17 protein-coding genes and 1 pseudogene are annotated in these 17654 nt (G+C 68.7%); 4 read left to right on the top strand and 14 right to left on the bottom strand.

The window, feature by feature from the left end:
* Positions 1–16: 16 nt before the first annotated feature.
* Both B9Y70_RS07210 and B9Y70_RS07205 read right to left on the bottom strand, forming a co-directional pair.
* A complete protein-coding gene (locus B9Y70_RS07210; RefSeq protein WP_085549588.1) occupies positions 17–523 on the bottom strand; it encodes a DUF6912 family protein in 507 nt (168 codons plus the stop codon).
* 1 nt (position 524) lies between these two features.
* Complete coding sequence (locus tag B9Y70_RS07205; RefSeq protein ID WP_085549587.1) at positions 525–935, bottom strand: HAD-IA family hydrolase; 411 nt, start codon at positions 933–935, stop codon at positions 525–527.
* A 91-nt stretch (positions 936–1026) separates the two neighbouring features.
* Between B9Y70_RS07205 and B9Y70_RS07200 the strand changes: the two genes are divergently transcribed.
* Positions 1027–1410: a hypothetical protein gene (locus B9Y70_RS07200; RefSeq protein WP_085549586.1), complete on the top strand. Its 384-nt coding sequence runs from the start codon at positions 1027–1029 to the stop codon at positions 1408–1410.
* Between the two features lie 91 nt (positions 1411–1501).
* Here B9Y70_RS07200 and B9Y70_RS13040 read toward each other — a convergent pair whose 3' ends face one another.
* Positions 1502–1936 (bottom strand): helix-turn-helix domain-containing protein, encoded by a 435-nt coding sequence (locus B9Y70_RS13040; protein ID WP_143337561.1) that lies wholly within the window; start codon positions 1934–1936, stop codon positions 1502–1504.
* Positions 1937–2026: 90 nt separating this feature from the next.
* Here B9Y70_RS13040 and B9Y70_RS07190 point away from each other — a divergent pair.
* Positions 2027–2893, top strand: a pseudogene (locus B9Y70_RS07190) (hydantoinase B/oxoprolinase family protein); the annotation flags it as partial.
* Positions 2894–2980: 87 nt separating this feature from the next.
* Here B9Y70_RS07190 and secA read toward each other — a convergent pair.
* From secA to B9Y70_RS07150, 8 genes are all read right to left on the bottom strand, one after another.
* Positions 2981–5512 (bottom strand): preprotein translocase subunit SecA, encoded by a 2532-nt coding sequence (secA, locus tag B9Y70_RS07185; protein ID WP_085549584.1) that lies wholly within the window; start codon positions 5510–5512, stop codon positions 2981–2983.
* A 121-nt stretch (positions 5513–5633) separates the two neighbouring features.
* Positions 5634–6299, bottom strand: a complete 666-nt coding sequence (hpf, locus tag B9Y70_RS07180; RefSeq protein WP_085549583.1) for a ribosome hibernation-promoting factor, HPF/YfiA family — start codon at positions 6297–6299, stop codon at positions 5634–5636.
* Between the two features lie 87 nt (positions 6300–6386).
* Positions 6387–6989, bottom strand: a complete 603-nt coding sequence (locus B9Y70_RS07175) for a ComF family protein (RefSeq protein ID WP_085549582.1) — start codon at positions 6987–6989, stop codon at positions 6387–6389.
* A 1-nt stretch (position 6990) separates the two neighbouring features.
* Positions 6991–8697: an MtrAB system accessory lipoprotein LpqB gene (lpqB, locus tag B9Y70_RS07170; protein WP_085549581.1), complete on the bottom strand. Its 1707-nt coding sequence runs from the start codon at positions 8695–8697 to the stop codon at positions 6991–6993.
* Positions 8694–10199 carry an MtrAB system histidine kinase MtrB gene (mtrB, locus tag B9Y70_RS07165; RefSeq protein ID WP_085549580.1) on the bottom strand — a complete coding sequence of 502 codons (1506 nt, stop codon included), beginning with the start codon at positions 10197–10199 and terminating at the stop codon, positions 8694–8696. Before mtrB ends, lpqB begins: the two co-directional genes overlap by 4 nt.
* Positions 10200–10265: 66 nt before the next feature.
* The gene (mtrA, locus tag B9Y70_RS07160) at positions 10266–10946 is read right to left on the bottom strand and encodes an MtrAB system response regulator MtrA (RefSeq protein WP_085549579.1); all 681 of its coding nucleotides are present in this window, start codon (positions 10944–10946) and stop codon (positions 10266–10268) included.
* Positions 10947–10952: 6 nt separating this feature from the next.
* Positions 10953–11564 carry a dTMP kinase gene (locus B9Y70_RS07155; protein WP_085549578.1) on the bottom strand — a complete coding sequence of 204 codons (612 nt, stop codon included), beginning with the start codon at positions 11562–11564 and terminating at the stop codon, positions 10953–10955.
* Positions 11565–11918 (bottom strand): DUF4259 domain-containing protein, encoded by a 354-nt coding sequence (locus tag B9Y70_RS07150; RefSeq protein WP_085549577.1) that lies wholly within the window; start codon positions 11916–11918, stop codon positions 11565–11567.
* A gap of 139 nt (positions 11919–12057) precedes the next feature.
* Between B9Y70_RS07150 and B9Y70_RS13035 the strand changes: the two genes are divergently transcribed.
* Positions 12058–12837: a hypothetical protein gene (locus B9Y70_RS13035; protein ID WP_085549576.1), complete on the top strand. Its 780-nt coding sequence runs from the start codon at positions 12058–12060 to the stop codon at positions 12835–12837.
* A gap of 72 nt (positions 12838–12909) precedes the next feature.
* Here the strand turns inward: B9Y70_RS13035 and manA are convergent, their stop codons facing one another.
* Positions 12910–14070, bottom strand: a complete 1161-nt coding sequence (gene manA / locus B9Y70_RS07140) for a mannose-6-phosphate isomerase, class I (RefSeq protein ID WP_085549575.1) — start codon at positions 14068–14070, stop codon at positions 12910–12912.
* Positions 14071–15075 (bottom strand): hypothetical protein, encoded by a 1005-nt coding sequence (locus tag B9Y70_RS07135; RefSeq protein ID WP_085549645.1) that lies wholly within the window; start codon positions 15073–15075, stop codon positions 14071–14073.
* Positions 15076–15131: 56 nt separating this feature from the next.
* On the opposite strand from B9Y70_RS07135, the gene B9Y70_RS07130 reads away from it, so the two are divergent.
* Complete coding sequence (locus B9Y70_RS07130) at positions 15132–16283, top strand: polysaccharide pyruvyl transferase family protein (protein WP_240309162.1); 1152 nt, start codon at positions 15132–15134, stop codon at positions 16281–16283.
* On the opposite strand, the gene B9Y70_RS07125 is transcribed toward B9Y70_RS07130, so the two are convergent.
* Positions 16270–17643: a phosphomannomutase/phosphoglucomutase gene (locus B9Y70_RS07125; RefSeq protein WP_085549574.1), complete on the bottom strand. Its 1374-nt coding sequence runs from the start codon at positions 17641–17643 to the stop codon at positions 16270–16272. The genes B9Y70_RS07130 and B9Y70_RS07125 overlap by 14 nt on opposite strands.
* Positions 17644–17654 lie beyond the last annotated feature (11 nt).

The raw sequence follows: 17654 nt of genomic DNA, 5'->3' as shown, positions 1-17654 counted from the left end.
CGCCGGACAAAACCTTTCAGAGCAACTCTACGAGGAAAGGCAGCTCGGTGGGGTCATAGAAGGCCATAAAATTGTCCTGCGCGTCACCGACGGTCAGCTCGGCGTCCTCGTCCCCCAGGTCGGCGGCGTCGATGACCTCGACGGCGGCCTTCGTGGCCTCCTCCGACTCCTCGATGTCGATGTGGATCGCGGCGATGTCCTCCACCCGGATCTGCGCCGGATTGAGCGACACCACGGACTCCCCGTTCTCCGGGGCCAGCGTCACCACCTCGTCCGCGACATCGACGGACACGACGACACGCCGGTGCGGGAACGTCTCCTCATCACCGATGGCCAGCAGCCGCAGGGACGCCTCCGCAGCGTCGAGGAACGCCGCGTAGCCGATCTCGTCCTCATCACCGGAGGTGTAGAACTCCAGCAGCGCCGGCGTGGCCGCGAAACCCCACCCGGAGCGTGCGGACATCGTCCCCGTCTCATGCAGGGTGGTGAGCATGGCGAACGTCGCCGGCAGGTAGACGCGCACCTCAGAACTCGCCCTCGATGTCGAAGATCGAGCAGATCTCGATGACCGCCCGATCGAACACCTGGTACAGCACGCCCACCAGGCCCGCCTCGACGGCACCACGGACATTGAGGATCGAGTCGTCGACATGCACACAGTCGTTCATCGGCAGATCGATTGCGGCGGCCGCGGCGGCGAAGGCCTCGGCCTCCGGCTTCTCCGCGCCGACCTCACCGGAGAGAACCACGGCGTCGACGATGCCCTTGTACTCCCACTCGCGGATGTGCTCCGCGCCCGGGCCGCCCGGATCATTGGAGAGGATCGCGGTGGACACCCCGTTGGCCTTCGCCGCGGCGAACAGCTCGCGCCAGCGACGCTGATCCTCCTCCGGGCCGTCCAGCACTCCGACAAAGTCCACGATCAGTCCACGCACTCGCTGCTCCCTCATGTCAATTCGCTCTCTGCGTGCCACAATGATACCCAGCCCACCCTGCGTCTGTCCCCGGTGACCCACTGGAGCAGCCATGTTGTCCCCCGTCCCCGGCCTCACCCACCTCAAGGTGCTCACGCCCGCACCCCCGCTTATCGACGCCACCCCTCCCCCACCCCACCCACAGACCCCGGATTCCGGGGCGCAGCGCCGCGCTGAGGCCCTAGCCCGCATCGCCCTCGAGGCATCCTTCGGGATGCGCCCCGTCGGACACCTCCCGCCCGAGCGCTTCGCCGGGCCGGTACGCCTCCACGTCGCCGCGCGCCAACGCCGGGGCGTGCGCGGCGCGGTGCGGGTGGACACCCTGCACCTGCGCCCCGGTGGGGAGTTCTTCGGCACCGCCGTCTCCGGCGGCCGCGCCTACGCCTTCACCGGGCGGGTCGAAGGCACTCGGTTGGCGAGTTTCCGGGTGCTGTAACCCCACAGCCCGCAAACCCCACAGGCCCGCGGTTTGGCCGCTTATGGGGTGTTTGAACACCCCGGAAGTGGCCAAACTGCGAGGTCAGCTCTCAATCCGCTCGCCGCAGTGCGACCGCCACGATGAGCAGTTCCGCCGCCACCACCGGATCCGCGAGATCCACCTCAATGAGTTCCTCGATGGTCGTCAGCCTTTTCCGCACGGTGTGCCGGTGGGCCCGCAGTTCATCCGCCGTGCGACTGAGGTTGCCGGAGTTGCGCAGGTAGGACCCGAGGGTCTGCACCAGGTCGGGGTGCGGGCGGAGCTTGTCCCAGGTCTCGCGTGCGCGGCGGGACAGGGCGAGCTGCACCTCCTCCCCGTCGATCCAACCGAGGGCGTGCGCGTCCGGGCCGGCGTACTGCCCCTCCTGCAACCCCAGGACAACCCGGCGGAGCTCGGCGATCATCTCCCCACCCAGGTCCTCCCAGGAGAGGGTGGCGCCGAGGGCGATGCGCATACCCCGGCGCGATCCCTCGAGAAGCTGCATCACCTCGGCGACTGTGCGGTCTCCGCGGAAGAGGACGAGGACCGAGCCATCGTCGAGACGCAGGGAGAACAGGATGCGGCCGCGACGCCGCAGTATCTCCTCGTGGGTGGCTGGGACACCCGCGAAGCCCAGGGCAAAGAGGACAAGGGCGACTTCTTCATGTGGTACGACTGGATGGCCGGTGGCTGGGGTGGCCGCACCGACCGGGACGGCTCCTCCGCGACCGCCCCCGTCTTCGGGCCCGGGCTCGCCGTCCAGCCTGTGGAGGGTCAGGAGCGCCTGTCCCCCGTCATCACCAGTCATCACACGTTGATCACCGATTCAGCGGGCCCGGGCAAATACCGCGGCGGGCTGGGTGTGTCCAAGGGAGGTGTCCTCACCGACTGCGCCGACACCGTCATGAGCTACTGCTGTGACCGTTCCCGCTCCGTCACCTGGGGCATCGAAGGAGGTCTGCCCTCCATTCCCCAGGGTGTGTGCCTGAACCGCAACAGTGAGGATGAGCAGTACCTCGGGGCCCTGTTCTCCAACGTGGAAGTCGGCCCGGGCGACGCCTTCGAACGCCCCAGCGCCGGCGGAGGCGGCTACGGTGATCCGCTCGAGCGTGATCCCGCTGAGGTCCTCGAGGACGTCATCGACGGTTACGTCTCCGTCAGCCGGGCAGCCAAGGATTACGGTGTCGTCATCCGGGCGATCGACCCCGAGATCGACGAGTACGAGCTCGACGACGCAGCCACGGTCGAGCTCCGGGAGGAGCAGCGTCTTTCCCGCGTCGGCAAGCTCTCGGAGGACCCGGAGGCCGTCGCCCAGCGCTACCGTAACGGCGAACTCGATCAGCTCGACCTCATCCGCCACTACGGCGTGATCCTTGACTGGTCCACCGACGAGCTCCTGCCCACCACCACACAGCAGTTCCGCGCGCAGCTGGACAAGCGCACTCTGGCCGCCTGGGCCTGAGCAGGCCTGAAGGCCCGCAGTTTGGCCACTTATGGGGTGTTCAAACACCCCGGAAATGGCCAAACCGCGGGCCTGTCGGCGTAGGAGCTACACCTCGGTGGTCTCCGGGGTCTCCTGCGGGGCGAACTGCTTGCGGAGCATGAACAGGTTGCGCACCGTGTCCTCCTTGATGCCCTCCTTCATGCGGTTGAACATGTCGCCGCCCTCCTTCTGGTACTCGACCAGCGGGTCGCGCTGGGCCATGGCGCGGAGGCCGATGCCCTCCTTGAGGTAGTCCATCTCGTAGAGGTGCTCGCGCCACTTGGTGTCGATGACCGGCAGGATGACCATGCGCTCGATGTTGCGCATCTGGGACTCGCCGCCGATGGCGGAGACGTTGGCCTCGAGCTCGTCGTACTGGGCGTTGGCGTCGGCGACGAGGGCCTCACGCAGCTGCTCGGCGGAGACCTCGCCACCGTTCTGGTCGAGGAGGGACTGCCAGGTGAAGGTCGGGCCGTAGAGCGACTCGAGGGCGTTCCACAGCTGGTCCAGGTCCCAGTCCTCGACGTAGCCGACGGCGGTGGCGCCGTCGACGTAGGCGGAGATGGTCTCGTCGATCATGTGGCGGATGTACTGCTGGATGTCCTTGGACTCGAGGATCTCGCGGCGCTCGGCGTAGATGACCTTGCGCTGCTCGTTGAGCACCTCGTCGTACTTGAGGACGTTCTTGCGCATCTCGAAGTTCTGGTTCTCCACCTGCGCCTGGGCACCCTTGATGGAGTTGGTGACCATCTTCGCCTCGATCGGGACGTCGTCCGGGACGTTGAGGCGGTTCATCATGTTCTCCATGGTCTGGCCGACGAAGCGGACCATGAGGTCGTCGCGCATGGAGAGGTAGAAGCGGGTGGTGCCCGGGTCACCCTGGCGCCCGGAACGGCCACGCAGCTGGTTGTCGATGCGGCGGGACTCGTGGCGCTCGGTGCCCAGGACGTAGAGGCCGCCGGCCTCGCGGACCTTGTCGCCCAGTTCGGCGGCTCGGGCGCGGGCGCGCGGGAGCTCCTCGTCCCAGGCGGCCTGGTAGGCCTCCTCGTCCTCGAAGGGGTCGAGGCCGCGTTCGCGCAGCTTGATGTCGAGGATGACCTCGGGGTTGCCGCCGAGGACGATGTCGGTGCCGCGGCCGGCCATGTTGGTGGAGACGGTGACGGCGCCGGGCAGGCCGGCCTGGGCGACGATCTGGCCCTCCTGCTCGTGGTACTTCGCGTTGAGGACCTTGTGGGCGATGCCGCGGCGCTGGAGCAGTTCGGAGAGGTACTCGGAGCGCTCGACGGAGGTGGTGCCCACGAGGACGGGCTGGCCGTTGGCGACACGCTCGGCGATGTCGTCGGCGACGGCGGCGAACTTGGCCTCCTGCGTCTTGTAGACGCGGTCGGTGAGATCCTCGCGGATGTTGGGGCGGTTCGTCGGGATCGGGACGACGTCGAGCTTGTAGATCTGGTGGAGCTCGGCGGCCTCGGTCTCGGCGGTACCGGTCATGCCGGCCAGCTTGTCGTAGAGGCGGAAGTAGTTCTGCAGGGTGACGGTCGCCAGGGTCTGGTTCTCGTTCTTGATCTCGACCTGCTCCTTGGCCTCGATGGCCTGGTGCATGCCCTCGTTGTAGCGGCGGCCACCGAGGACGCGGCCGGTGAAGGCGTCGACGATCATGACCTCACCGTTGCGGACGATGTAGTCCTTGTCGCGGGTGAATAGCTCCTTCGCCTTGAGGGCGTTGTTGAGGTAGCTGACCAGGGTGGAGTGTTCCGGGGCGTAGAGGTTGTCGATGCCCAGCTGGTCCTCGACGTAGCCGACGCCGTCCTCGAGTACGCCGACGGTGCGCTTGCGGTGGTCCACCTCGTAGTGGATGCCCTCCTTCATGCGCGGGGCGAGCTGGGCGAAGACGTTGTAGAACTGCGAGGAGCCGTCGACGGGACCGGAGATGATGAGCGGGGTACGGGCCTCGTCGATGAGGATCGAGTCGACCTCATCGACGATGGCGTAGTGGTGGCCACGCTGGACGAGATCCGCCAGGGAGCGGGCCATGTTGTCGCGCAGGTAGTCGAAGCCGAGCTCGTTGTTGGTGCCGTAGGTGATGTCGGCGGCGTAGGCCTTGCGGCGCTGGTCGGGCTGCATCTCGGAGAGGATGACGCCGACCTCGAGGCCGAGGTAGCGGTGGACACGACCCATCATCTCGGCGTCACGCTTGGCCAGGTAGTCGTTGACCGTGACGATGTGCACGCCCTTGCCCTCGAGGGCGTTGAGGTAGGCGGGCAGCACGGAGGTCAGGGTCTTGCCCTCACCGGTCTTCATCTCGGCGACGTTGCCGAAGTGGAGGGCGGCACCGCCCATGACCTGGACGTGGAAGGGCTTCTGGCCGAGGACGCGCCAGGCGGCTTCGCGGGCGGTGGCGAAGGCCTCGAGGAAGATGTCGTCGAGGGTCTCACCGTCCGCCAGGCGGGTCCGGAACTCGTCCGTCTTCCCCTTCAGTTCTTCATCGCTGAGTGCGGAGAACTCGTCATCGAGAGAGAGCACCTGCTCAGCCATCTTGTTGAGACGCTTGACGGTGCGCCCTTCACCGGCGCGAAGCAGCTTGGACAGTCCGAACACGTGCAGTCGTCCTTCAGGGTGAGATGGAAACTAGTTTCTTCCGGGTCATTGTACGCAACAACGCCGACGCCGCCGTCCCCGGGCTGGGGACGACGGCGTGGCAGGGGTCAGGCGGTGAGAACTACTTCTCCTCCTCCGCCAGGGAGATCAGACCGTAGTCGAAGGCGTGGCGGCGGTACACCACGGACGGACGGTTGTTCTCCTCGTTGATGAAGAGGTAGAAGTCGTGGCCGACGAGCTCCATCTCCGACAGGGCGTTGTCCACGCTCATCGGGGTGGCGGTGTGCTCCTTGGTGCGGACGATCTGGCCCGGGACGACGTCCTTGACGGAATCGGCGTACGGGTCGACGTCGTACTGGTTCTCCTCGCGGGCCTTCTGTGCCTGAGCAACCATCTCGGCGGCGGCGACGCCGGTCGAGGTGGGGGCGCGGTGGCCGGAGCGCGAGATGGAACGACGTGCCTTGACCTTGCGCAGGGAACGCTCCATCTTGGCCAGAGCAGTCTCCAGCGCGGCGTAGAAGCTGTCCTCCTTGGCCTCGGCGCGTGCCAGGTGGCCCTTGCCGGTGGCGGTGATCTGGATACGGTCGGACTCCGACTCACGACGCGGGTTCGGCTCGTGCTGGAGTTCCACGTGGAAGAAGGTCAGGGTCGGGTCGAGCCGCTCGATCTTGGCGAGCTTGGTGTTGACGCGCTCGGCAAAGTGCTCCGGCACCTCAACGTTGCGGCCCGTGATGGTGACCTGTGCCTCGGGGCTCAGGACATCGGTGTTCTCAGCAGGTGATGTCATCTGCTTCCTCCCTACTAGTGGTGGGACAACTTCAGTAACCCCCATCGTACATCTGGTCATAACCGGGCGGCCATCACCCCCTGCGTTTCATGCGTGACAGATCACAATTGCCCCGACGACCGTGCACCCGGCCGCGAAAAGCACCTCTGAGCTGGCCGCGAGCGTCGCTCCGGTGGTCGCGACATCGTCGATGAGCAGCACCGGAGCGCCGGGCAGGCGCTGAATCTGCACCGCTCCGGCGAGGTTCTCCCGCCGCTTCTCGACGCCCAGTCCCACCTGGTCCGCGACCCGGTCACCGTGGCGCAGTGCGTCGACGACCGGCCACCCGCTCGCCCGGCACACGGCGGCGACGGGGTCGCCGCCGCGCAGCCGCGCATGGCGGGCGCGGGTGGGGGCGGGGACCAGGACGGGGGCGTCGATAAGCTCTCCCCGGGCCTGGAGATGGCGGATGCCAGCGGCGAGCACCGCCCCGAGATGGCGGCGGACCGCCAGGTTCCGGTGCTCCTTCATGGCCAGGACGACGCGGCGGTGGGTGTCGGCGTAGGGGCCGAAGGACCACACCGGCACGTGCGTGTCGACGCGGGTGTGGATACGCCGCGGCGGGCTGCGCAGCACCTCCCGGCAGCGGGCGCACACGTGCTCGCCCGGGGCGCCGCACCCGGCGCAGCGCCGCGGGAGGAGGAGATCCATGTCAGTTGGCGGCCACCGGAGCCGCGCGCTGGCCCTGCAGCCCGGACACCTCGCGCCAGAAGACGCTGTCGCCGCCGGTGGTGGGCAGCTGGAGGGTGGCCTGCGCGTCCGTGAGGTAGAGCATGGACGGGGTCGCCGCCACCGCCACGACGGGGGCGGTGATGTTGCCCGAGGGCAGGGATGTTGCCGCGGAGCCGTCCTGCTCGACGCGCCACACCGGGGTCTCCGGGGTGGATGTGCCGACGAGGAGGGAGCCGTCGGGCTGCCAGTCGAGCGACAGGGCGGTACCTCCGAGCTGCGGCGCGAGTTCACGGATGTTGACGATCCGCCGCTCGGCCGGCCCGGGCCGCTCGACGACGCCGACGTGGACGCGGCCGTCGATGATCATCGCGACGCGGGCACCCGATTTCGACAGGCGGATGACCGAGATCTCGCCCTGCGCGGTGAGCCCCTCCGTGCCGACCTCCGCCTCGCTGACCTCGCCCGTCGGGCCGGACTGCACGACGCGGATGATCCGCTCCCCGTCGACGACGACCCACTGGTTGTTGGCGTCGACCTCGAAGGTGGGGCGGGAGATGGTATCGGCGCGCAGGACCTCGGTGAGGTCGCCGTCGACGAGCCCGGTGAGCAGGACCGACTCGTCCCCCTCCCGGCGGACGACGGCGGCGTTGCCCTCGCCGGAGATGTCGACGGACTCGATGCCGCCGATCTGCCCCAGCTCCCCCTCCACCGCGGTGACCTGGTTGGAGGCGACACGGCTGACCACGCCGTCGGTGAGCGCGTAGAGCGGCACCGGCGCGGTCGCGTTGACCCGCGGATTGAACTCGGCGACGTCGTCGGTGCTCAGGGTCTCGTACCCCGGGGCCAGGGCCTCGCCGTCGACGACGACGGAGTAGGGCTCGGGCACGTTCGCCACCGCCAGCGTCCACACCAGCTGGGCGGCGAAGAGCAGCCGGGCATCGGAGTCCGCGTCCGCGAAACCGGTGAAGTGGTAGGCACCGTCGACCACGCCCGCGAACGTCGCCTCCCGCGGCAGCACGTCCCGCACGCCCGGCTCCAGGGAGGGCGAGGGTCCCTCGACGAGGAGGGTCACCAGGGCACTGTCGAGGGACTGGTGACCGGAGTAGATCCACCGCCGGTCCGAGACGAGCACCTGGCCGGTGGGGTCGAAGAAGAACAGGCGCTGCGGCTGGAACTGGTTGCGCAGCTCGGTGCGCTCGAGCACCACGCCGGAGGGTAGGGACTCGATGCGCCACTCCCCGTTGGTGCGGACCATCTCGATCGTGGCCTCGTACACCCCGTGCTCCGGCTCGTAGGCACCACCGGCGGCGATCCGGCCGACCACGGCACCACGGACGTTGAACGTGCGCTGCTCACTGGTCGACCCGGCGGCGGTGACGAGGTCGATGCGGTTGACCACCAGGATCGACTCGTGCGGGTCCCACTGCTGGGCGGTGTCCTTCGCCAGATAGGACCGGGCCACCTGATAGTCCTGGGTCGGGTGCGCGCTGGCGGTGTAGAAGTCGCGCAGCAGCAGGTCGGGCTCCCGGCCGGGCTGCGGGCCCAGGTCCGAGTCCTCCTCGATCTGCGGCTCGAAGGAGCGGATGGCCTGCGGCTCGGTGTTATTGGGCAGGGTCGTGCAGCCGGTGACGAGGGCCGCGGAGGCGGCGACGGCCGCGAGGGCGCGGAGTCGGGGGAAGCGTGTCATGAGGTCGGAGCCTCCAGTTCCAGGGGGCTGTTCGTGACCGGCTGGCGGGGTTCGCGCGGCAGGACCATGCGGAACTGGGAACCGACGCCGACGGTGCCGGACGCGTCGAGCTGACCGCCGTGAAGGACCACGTCCTCGCGGGCGATGGCCAGGCCCAGGCCGGTGCCGCCGGAGTGACGGCGGCGGGAGGCGTCGGCCCGCCAGAAGCGGTTGAACACCAGCTCCTCCTGGCCCGGCTTGAGGCCCACACCGTGATCGGTGACCGTGATGGCGACGGCGTCGTCGTTGGTGGCGAGGGCCACCTCGACGGGGTTGCCCTCCGAGTGGTCGATGGCGTTGGCGATGAGGTTGCGCAGGACGCGCTCGATGCGGCGGGAGTCGCCGGTGATCATGACCGGCTCCTCCGGGGTGTCGAAGCGGACGTCGACGTCGAGCTTCTCGGCGATGTGGCGGGTCTGCTCCCAGGCGGAGGTGATGCACGAGCGGACGTCGATACGCGCCTCGGAGAGGTCGGCGACGCCGGCGTCGTGACGCGAGATCTCGAGCAGATCCGCCAGCAGCTCCTCGAAACGGTCGAGCTCGCGGATCATCAGCTCGGAGGCGCGGCGCGTGTGCGGCTCGAGGCTGTCCGGATCGGAGGCGATCATGTCCGCCGCCATGCGCACCGTCGTCAGCGGGGTGCGCAGCTCGTGCGAGACGTCCGAGGTGAACTGGCGCTGCAGATTGCCGTACTCCTCGAGCTGGTGGATCTGCTTGGACAGCTTCTCAGCCATGTCGTTGAAGGACAGCGCCAGGCGCGCCATCTCGTCCTCGCCGTCGACGATCATGCGCTCCCGCAGGTGGCCGGCAGCCAGGCGCTGCGCGATGCGGGAGGCGGAACGCACGGGCGCGGTGACCTGCTGCGTCGCCAGCCAGGCGATGCCCACCAGCAGCACGACCACCACCACGCCGGCGGCGGACAACAGGCCCCGCAGCAGCGCCAGGGTCGACTCGTCCGACTCCATCGACATGACCAGGTACACCTGCAGGTCCGGGATGTCCGAATCCGTCGGGGTGCCGATGACCATGGCGTTGTACGCCGAACCGTCCGCCCGGTCGATGGTGGCGAACTGGTAGGACACCTGGTCCTCCGAGACGAAACGACGCAGCTTCTCCGGGATGCGGTAGCCCTCCGGGGAGGTCACCGTGGTGCCGTCCTGCTGCGTGACGACGAGCACCGGCTCGTACACCGCCGACGCACCGGTCTGGTCCGCGCGCTGCGTCAGCGAGGCACGCGCCGAGTTGAGCCGCACCTGCAGGGTCGAGGTCGCTGACGTGGCGTCGATCTGCTGCTCCACGGCCGCGCGGACACGGTCGATCTCCGAGTTGGCGATGTCGTACTTCGCGTCGACGAGACGCGACGTCACCACCGAGATGAGCGCCATCCCGAGGATGAACATGACGACCGCGGACGCGACGAAGATCGAGCCGATGACCCGGACCTGGAGCGAGGTCCGCCACATCTCGCTGACGCGGTCATACGCTCGGTTGAAGTAGGCGGCGATCGTCGAAAGTATGGGCGCTCTCCCCTATTCCGCCAGACCGGTCTTGTATCCCACGCCCCGCACCGTGAGCACGATCTGCGGGTTCTCGGGATCCTTCTCGATCTTGGCGCGCAGACGCTGCACGTGGACGTTGACCAGGCGGGTGTCGGACGCGTGGCGGTAACCCCACACGTTCTCCAGCAGCTCCTCGCGGGTGTGCACCTGGCGCGGCTTGCGGGCCATCTCCAGGAGCAGGTCGAACTCCAGCGGGGTCAGCGAGATCTCCTCGTTGCCGCGCTTGACGGTGTGCTCCGGGACGTCAATGGTCAGGTCGCCGACCTCGAGGATCTCGGTGGGCTCGGAGTCGGTGCGGCGCAGGCGCGCCCGGATGCGGGCGATGAGCTCCTTCGGCTTGAAGGGCTTGGTGATGTAGTCGTCGGCGCCCGTCTCCAGGCCGAGCACCACGTCGACGGTGTCGGTCTTGGCGGTGAGCATGACGATCGGCACGCTCGACTCCTGGCGGATGGCGCGGCAGATGTCCACGCCGTTCATGCCCGGGAGCATGAGGTCCAGGAGGATGAGGTCGGGCTGGTGCTCGCGGAAAGCGGGCACCGCCTCGTTGCCGTCCATGACCGGGACAGGATCAAACCCCTCGGTCTCCAGGACCAGGGTGAGCATGTCGGAGATCGACGGATCGTCGTCGACAACCAGAATCTTGGGCGCCATGGAAAATCACAGTCCTTGAGTAATGTTCGCGATCTCTTGCAATATTACGTCCGAGTCAGTGGTCACTAGCCAGCGACCCGCCCAGCCCTGCCCGGCCAGCCTCAGATACGCATCATAGGTCCGCTGCTGCAGACCCGCGTCGCGTTCGTAGCGGTCACGCTCCCGGGACGCGTCCGACTGTTCGCGGGACTGCGCCCGTTGCGACGCCGTGTCCGGTTCCGTGGCCAGCAGCACCTGCAGGTCAGGGCGTGGAAGTCCGAGACGGCCGAACTCGAGATCGTGGACCCAGTCCATGACGGCGTCGTCGCGCAGGCGGGCCGCGGAATAGGCAGCGTTGGAGGCGACGTAACGGTCGAGCAGGATGATGCGGTCGGAGTCGAGGTACGGCTCGAGCTGCCCGCGGGCACCGTGGCGGTCCAGGGCGAACAGGGTGGCCATGGCGTAGGCCGAGTCGGTGAGATCGCCCATCCGGCCGTGCAGGGCCTCCTGCACCAGCTGGGCGGGTGCGGAGACGTCGTAACGCGGGAACGCCAGGACGTCGGCGTCGACCCGCTCCCGGATGGCGCGGACCAGGGTGTTCTTACCGGCTCCGTCAATCCCCTCGATGGCGATGATCATCTAGGACAGTGCCTCGGTGAAGGCGTCGACGTCCTCGTCCGCCTCGACCGACTCGAGCAGCTCGGCGGCGGCCTCGTTGAGTGCCTCGTCACCGGAGCCGATGAGTTCGCGGATGAACGGGTGGCTGTCCGCCACGTCGCCGGCGGAGAACGGCGCGCCGGCCCAGATCGCGGCGATGGTGGCCGCGGCCAGGCCGTTGAGGCGCTCCACCTCGGAGACGTTGGGCTGCTTGAGAACGAGCAGGCAGGCGTCACGCACGGCCTCCACCACGTCGTCCTCGTCGAGATCGTTGAGCTCATCGAGGAAGTCGATGTTGTCGTCCTCATTGAAGATGGCGACATCCCAGGTGCTCATGGTGTTATTTTCCTCTCTGATACGGGTGCGGTGTCCCCTTTGGTGGACATGAGGTCCGCAAAACTAGTCGTGTCCTACTTATTCGTCTGCTATGTTGTTACCGAGTTGTTATCGATGAGTCTTGGAAGGACTGGGCAAGGTGAAAGCAGAAACGCGTCGCGTCTACCTCTTCATCGTCGCCGGCCTGCTCGCCGCCGCCGCTGTCGGATACGGAGTGTGGCAGGCCAGCACGCCCACGACCCCTTCCGCCTCTGATATTGCCACGCAGACCCCTGAGGTAGCCACAATTTCGGAGCAGACGGAATTTCCGCAGGTCACCACCCCCTCGGACGATCCCGAAATGACCACCGAGGCCGCCGCGCAGGCCCCCACACCCCCGCTTGCCGACGACCCCTTCCTCGCGCCCCACGCCATCGTCCAGGCCGTGCCCAGCTCCATCGCCCCGACGACCGTGTACCGCCCGGAGAACGTCCGCCCCACCACCACCGCTGACCCGGCGCCCGCGGAGCCCACCGTGCCGACGGAGCCCACCGTGCCGACTGGGCCGACTGGGCCGACTGGGCCGACGGAGCCGATTGGGCCGACGGAGCCGACGGAGCCGACTGGGCCGACGGAGCCGACTGGGCCGACTGGGCCGACTGAGCCCGGCGAGACCCTCACCCCGGGTGCTCCCGACGGCGAGGACCCGGACAACCCGGGCGCGGCGACAATCACCCCGGAGCCGACCGAACCGGCCGAGCCTGAGCCGTCGGTCCCCGCGGAACCGACCGAGACCGGTGGACAGACCGAGCCCACCGAGAACACCGGGCCCACCGAGGACGCCCCGCCGGTCCAGCAGCCGGAGGTGCAGCAGGCCACGGTCGCCCAGGACCGCTCCGATTGGTGGAACCCGGCCCGGTGGTTCCCGTTCAGCTCCTAGAGCGGCAGAGTAAACCGCGAAGCCTCCTTTCCGTCGCTGCAAAAGAGGCTTCGCGGTTTATTTTGCCGCCCCTCAGGTACAGGCGATGAACAGCTGCCCACCCTCGGTGGACGAGACCTCCCAGGTGGGGTCGGACGCCGGGATCCAGGCCGCTTCGCCGGGGCGCAGCCCGAGGTTGCCCAGCTGCACCTCACCGGCGGTGCACAGGGCGATGGCGGGACCGTCGTGGGAGAAGGTGAACGCCTCGGCGGGCGCGAGGTCCCAGCTGTGGAGGCGGAACTCGCGGGCCGGCACCTCGTACTCGCCGTCGACGCAGGTGACCACCGGGTCGCTGACGGAGTTGAAACGCAGGATGCGCACCAGTTCGGGCACGTCGACGTACTTGGAGGTCAGGCCGCCGCGGAGGACGTTGTCGGAGTTGGCCATGACCTCGACGCCCAGCCCGTAGACGTAGGCGTGCAGGTGGCCGGCGTCGAGGTAGAGCGCCTCGCCCGGCGCGAGCACCAGGTGGTTGAGCAGCAGCGCGCCGAGCACACCGATGTCGCCGGGGTAGCGGTCCTGCAGTTCGAGGACGGTGCGCAGGACGTCGGAGATCCAGTCGCCGCGGTCGAGCTCGGAGCGGGCGGCGTCGACGACGGCGTCGATGAGCGCGGTCCGGGCGGCTGACGGGATGGTGATCCACGTGGTGAACAGGCCGCGGAGGCTGTCCTCCTCGGAGCGGGGGTCGAGGATCGTCAGATAGCGGTCGAGTTCCGGGCAGTGCAGCGCGGCGAAGAGCTCGCGGGTCTGGTCCAGGGGGCGGAAGCCCACCATGGCGTAGAAGTCGGTGAGCGCGACGATGAGTTCCGGCTTGTGGGAGGGGTCCGGGTAGTTGCGGTTGGGGGCGTTAAGGGGAATGCGCTGGGCGTTCTCCCGCTCGTAGCCTTCGCGGGCCTGCTCGGCCGAGGGGTGGGCCTGCAGGGAGAGCGGCTCGGCGGCCCCGAGCAGCTTGAGCAGGAAGGGCAGTCCGTCGCCGAACTCGGTGCGGACGCGCTCGCCGAGGGCCGCGGTGGGGTCCTCGGCGATGATGTCGGTGAGGGGGCGGTCGTCGATAAGCGAGGAACCGACCGGATGGGCACCGAACCACACCTCGGCCTCCGGGTGGGAGGACGGGGTCGGCTCTCCACACAGCTCGGGGATGAGCGTTCGGGAACCCCAGGGGTAACTCCGGGGAGTGCCGGTGAGTTTCTGCATTCAGTAGTCCTCAGTTGGTGCTTCGGGCAGGTCGTACGTGGTGGCTGCCAGTCCGCGCGTGATCAGCTGCAGGGCAGCGGCCAGCGGCCCGATGCCGGGGGTTTCGCAGTTGACGCCGAGGGCGTCGGGCAGCGTGGCGGCCACGTCCGGATCTTCTGCCCAGACAACAGTCCTCAAGGGTACCAAATCAAGTGGGCCGTCCAGGAGTGGGTCGTGGAACAGGTCCCGGGCCGGGGCCTGCGGCGTGATCTCCAGCTCGTCCATCGCGGCCACGCCGGAGGGCAGGCCCTTGAGGGACCAGAGGACGGACATGAGTTCGGCGATGGCGAAACCGTGGCGGGAGCGGCCGGTGTGCAGCACGCGCGCCAGCTCGCCGAATTCGCGCAGTTGGCGGCCGGGGTTGACCACCACGTCCCGCTCGGGTGAGAGCTGCTCGAGTTCCTCGTCGACGACACCGGCGACCTCGTCGAGGCGCTGCGTGACCAGGCCCGGATCCTCCTCGAGGAGGTCGAGCACGGTACCGACGGCGATGATCGAGCGCGCGGGCGATGCCCCGAACACGGTGGGCAGGGCGGGGACGACGACGGTGCCGGAGGGGGCGTCCTCGAGGACAGGGCCGCGGGGTGGGCCGACGAGCACGGTGGTGGCACCGCGTCGGTCGGCGGCGATGAGGCCCTGGGAGGCCTCCGGGTCGTCGGCCCGGTCCCCGACCACCATGACGATGTCGAGGGCGCCGACGTACGACGGCAGAGCATCGGTGACGACGACCGGCACCCGCAACGGCGAGCGCATGCGGACGACGAAGCGGGCGGCGGCCGCGGCCACCTGGTCGGTCGCCACCACCACGAGACTGCGCGGTTGCAGCCGGTACAGCCCCTCGAGCTGGGGGATCACCCCCGCGATGGCCCTCACCTGGGCTCCTTCGTGGGCGACGTCGTAGAACTTCACCGTCTCCCGCGTGTAGGTGGAGCCGTCGAGGTAGGCGTCGAGAGAGCTGTCATCCATGCGGTCCAGGATAGTGCCCATGCTCTGTGAGCACCCTGTGTGCCACCATGGGGGGCATGTCGGACGTCATCTACCTGATCGCCCCCGCAGGGCACCCTAACTTCGGCGATGAGTTCATCGTCTCCGCGTGGCTGCGGGACATCGCTTATCGACGCCCCCGTGCCCGTGTCATCCTCGACTGCCACTCCCCCGGTGTCGCCGCCGTGCTGCACCACAACATGCACCCGGACCTCACCGTCACCGACACGCTGTGGCGGCTGGTCAACGAGTGCGAGACCGCCGCCGACGTGGCGACCGCCGTCGCCGATCCGACCCGCAGCCCCCGCCTCATCACGGGGCTCAACCTGGCGAAGTCGGCGGACGTGGTGCACGTCCTGGGCGGCGGTTGGGTGACGGACCTATGGCCGCAGCACATCCGGGTCATCGCCGCGGCCGCCTCGATCGGCGGGGAGGGCGCGCGGCGGGTGGCCACCGGCCAGGGTCTGCACCCGGGGCACGCCATAGCCGGGGAGCTGGAGCACTGGTGGTCACTGTTCGACACCGTCACCGTCCGCGACACCCCCTCCCTGGAGTTCGCGCCGGCGCAGGCCGGTCAGGACGATTCCTGGCTGGCCGCCGCCGATCCCCTGGCCGCCAACGGCCTCGGCCACGGGCCGGAGGACGCCCGCCTGCGTGGCACGGTGGTGGCCGCGCAGTCGGACCTGCTGGGCATCCCCGTCGAGGAGCTGGCGCAGCGGATCGTCCGACAGCTGCGCGAGTGGAGCACGACGGGCGATGACCTCGCCTTCATCGAGTGCATTCCGGGCGGCGACTGGCTGGTGTGGGACGCCATGTGCCGTCTCGACCCGGAACTCATGGAGGGCGCGCGTTTCGTCGCCTTCGACGAACTGTGGGCGCACGGCCTGCCGGCGCGGGCGGGGCAGACGTGGATCTCCACCCGCTTCCACCCGCATCTCATCGCGGCGGCCCGCGGGGCGCGCGGGATCGCCGTCTCCGCCCACGACGGCGACTACTACGAGGTGAAGCACTCCTCGGTGGGGTCCGGCTGGCCGGTGACCACGCTGGAGGAGCCGACCCGGCCCGGGGAGGGCGTGGCGGATGCGACGGGGCGTCGGGAAGCGGCGACGGCCCTGGCCGAGGAGATCTACCCGGCCGGGCCGCGGGAGCGCCTCAAGCGCGACCTCAAGCGGGCGCTCAGGCGCGGATGACGGCGAGGATCTCGGCGACGAGATCCTCCACCTCGGCCCGCGTGGGGGCCTCGACGTTGAGGCGCAGGAGCGGTTCGGTGTTGGAGGCGCGGACGTTGAACCACGCCTTCGAGTCCTTGAGGTCGACGGTGACGCCGTCGAGTTCGTCGACGGAGGCCGTGCGGTCGGCGAAGGCGTCGAGCACGGCCTGCGTGCTGGCGGCCTGGTCGGCGACGGTGGAGTTGATCTCGCCGGAGGCCTCGTAGCGCTCGTACTCGGCCATCATCTGCGACAACGGCTTGTCCTGCGAGCCCAGCGCCGCGAGGACGTGCATGGCGGCGAGGATGCCGGAGTCGGCGTTGAAGAACTCGGTGAAGTAGTAGTGCGCGGAGTGCTCGCCGCCGAAGACGGCGCCGGTCTCGGCCATCGTCGCCTTGATGAAGGAGTGGCCCACGCGGGTGCGCACCGCGGTGCCGCCGTTCTCGGCGATGATCTCGGGCACCGAGCGGGAGGTGATGAGGTTGTGGATGATCGTCGCCCCCTCATTCTCCTGCAGGTAACGCTTCGCGACGATCGCAGTGATCGCCGAGGGGCTCACCGGGTCACCGTTCTCGTCGATGACGAAGCAGCGGTCGGCGTCGCCGTCGAAGGCCAGGCCGATGTCCGCCTTCTGCTCCACGACGAATTTCTGCAGGTCCCGGAGGTTCTCCGGGTCGAGCGGGTTGGCCTCATGGTTGGGGAACGTGCCGTCGAGCTCGAAGTACAGCGCGCGCACGTCGAGCGGCAGCCCCTTGAACACCTCTGGGACGGTGTGCCCGCCCATGCCGTTCGCGGCGTCGACCGCCACGACGAGCGGGCGGATGCTGTGCAGGTCGACGAGGTCGCGCAGGTACTCGCCGTAGACCTCGAGGCAGTCCTGCTGCTTCTCGACGCCCGCCTCACCCTCGTGGGCCGGCACACCGTCGACAAGCATGTCGGTGATCTCCCGCAGACCCGTGTCCTGGGACACCGGGCGCGCGCCGGAGCGGCACAGCTTGATGCCGTTGTACTGGGCCGGGTTGTGGGAGGCGGTGAACATCGCGCCGGCGCACCGCAGTGTGCCGGAGGCGAAGTAGAGCTGATCCGTGGAGGTCAGGCCCAGCATGATGACGTCGAGGCCCTGCTCCCGGGCTCCCGTGGAGAACGCGGCGGCGAGCTCCGGGGAGGAGGGGCGCATGTCGTGGCCGATCGCCACGGCCGTCTCCCCCTCCTCCCGCAGGAGGCGGGCGAAGGCTGCTCCGGTGTCCCGGATGAACTCAGGGGTGATCTCCTCGCCGACGACGCCACGGACGTCATAGGCCTTGATCACGCGGGACACATCTTCACGGGTGCGCTTGGTCATGGGGCCCGATG

Origin of the sequence: Corynebacterium pollutisoli, assembly GCF_900177745.1 — a bacterium.
GTDB lineage: Bacteria > Actinomycetota > Actinomycetes > Mycobacteriales > Mycobacteriaceae > Corynebacterium > Corynebacterium pollutisoli.
Note: the sequence above shows the minus strand (reverse complement) of the source record. Positions and strands in the feature narration are given on the sequence as shown.

What these genes read in the sequence shown, in the direction of transcription:
- B9Y70_RS07200 (WP_085549586.1), top strand. Translation starts at nt 1,027, where the DNA reads ATGTTGTCCCCCGTCCCCGGCCTCACCCACCTCAAGGTGCTCACGCCC.
- B9Y70_RS13040 (WP_143337561.1), bottom strand. Translation starts at nt 1,936, where the DNA reads ATGCAGCTTCTCGAGGGATCGCGCCGGGGTATGCGCATCGCCCTCGGC.
- hpf (WP_085549583.1), bottom strand. Translation starts at nt 6,299, where the DNA reads ATGACATCACCTGCTGAGAACACCGATGTCCTGAGCCCCGAGGCACAG.
- B9Y70_RS07175 (WP_085549582.1), bottom strand. Translation starts at nt 6,989, where the DNA reads ATGGATCTCCTCCTCCCGCGGCGCTGCGCCGGGTGCGGCGCCCCGGGC.
- lpqB (WP_085549581.1), bottom strand. Translation starts at nt 8,697, where the DNA reads ATGACACGCTTCCCCCGACTCCGCGCCCTCGCGGCCGTCGCCGCCTCC.
- mtrB (WP_085549580.1), bottom strand. Translation starts at nt 10,199, where the DNA reads ATGTGGCGGACCTCGCTCCAGGTCCGGGTCATCGGCTCGATCTTCGTC.
- mtrA (WP_085549579.1), bottom strand. Translation starts at nt 10,946, where the DNA reads ATGGCGCCCAAGATTCTGGTTGTCGACGACGATCCGTCGATCTCCGAC.
- B9Y70_RS07155 (WP_085549578.1), bottom strand. Translation starts at nt 11,564, where the DNA reads ATGATCATCGCCATCGAGGGGATTGACGGAGCCGGTAAGAACACCCTG.
- B9Y70_RS07150 (WP_085549577.1), bottom strand. Translation starts at nt 11,918, where the DNA reads ATGAGCACCTGGGATGTCGCCATCTTCAATGAGGACGACAACATCGAC.
- manA (WP_085549575.1), bottom strand. Translation starts at nt 14,070, where the DNA reads ATGCAGAAACTCACCGGCACTCCCCGGAGTTACCCCTGGGGTTCCCGA.
- B9Y70_RS07135 (WP_085549645.1), bottom strand. Translation starts at nt 15,075, where the DNA reads ATGGATGACAGCTCTCTCGACGCCTACCTCGACGGCTCCACCTACACG.
- B9Y70_RS07130 (WP_240309162.1), top strand. Translation starts at nt 15,132, where the DNA reads ATGTCGGACGTCATCTACCTGATCGCCCCCGCAGGGCACCCTAACTTC.
- B9Y70_RS07125 (WP_085549574.1), bottom strand. Translation starts at nt 17,643, where the DNA reads ATGACCAAGCGCACCCGTGAAGATGTGTCCCGCGTGATCAAGGCCTAT.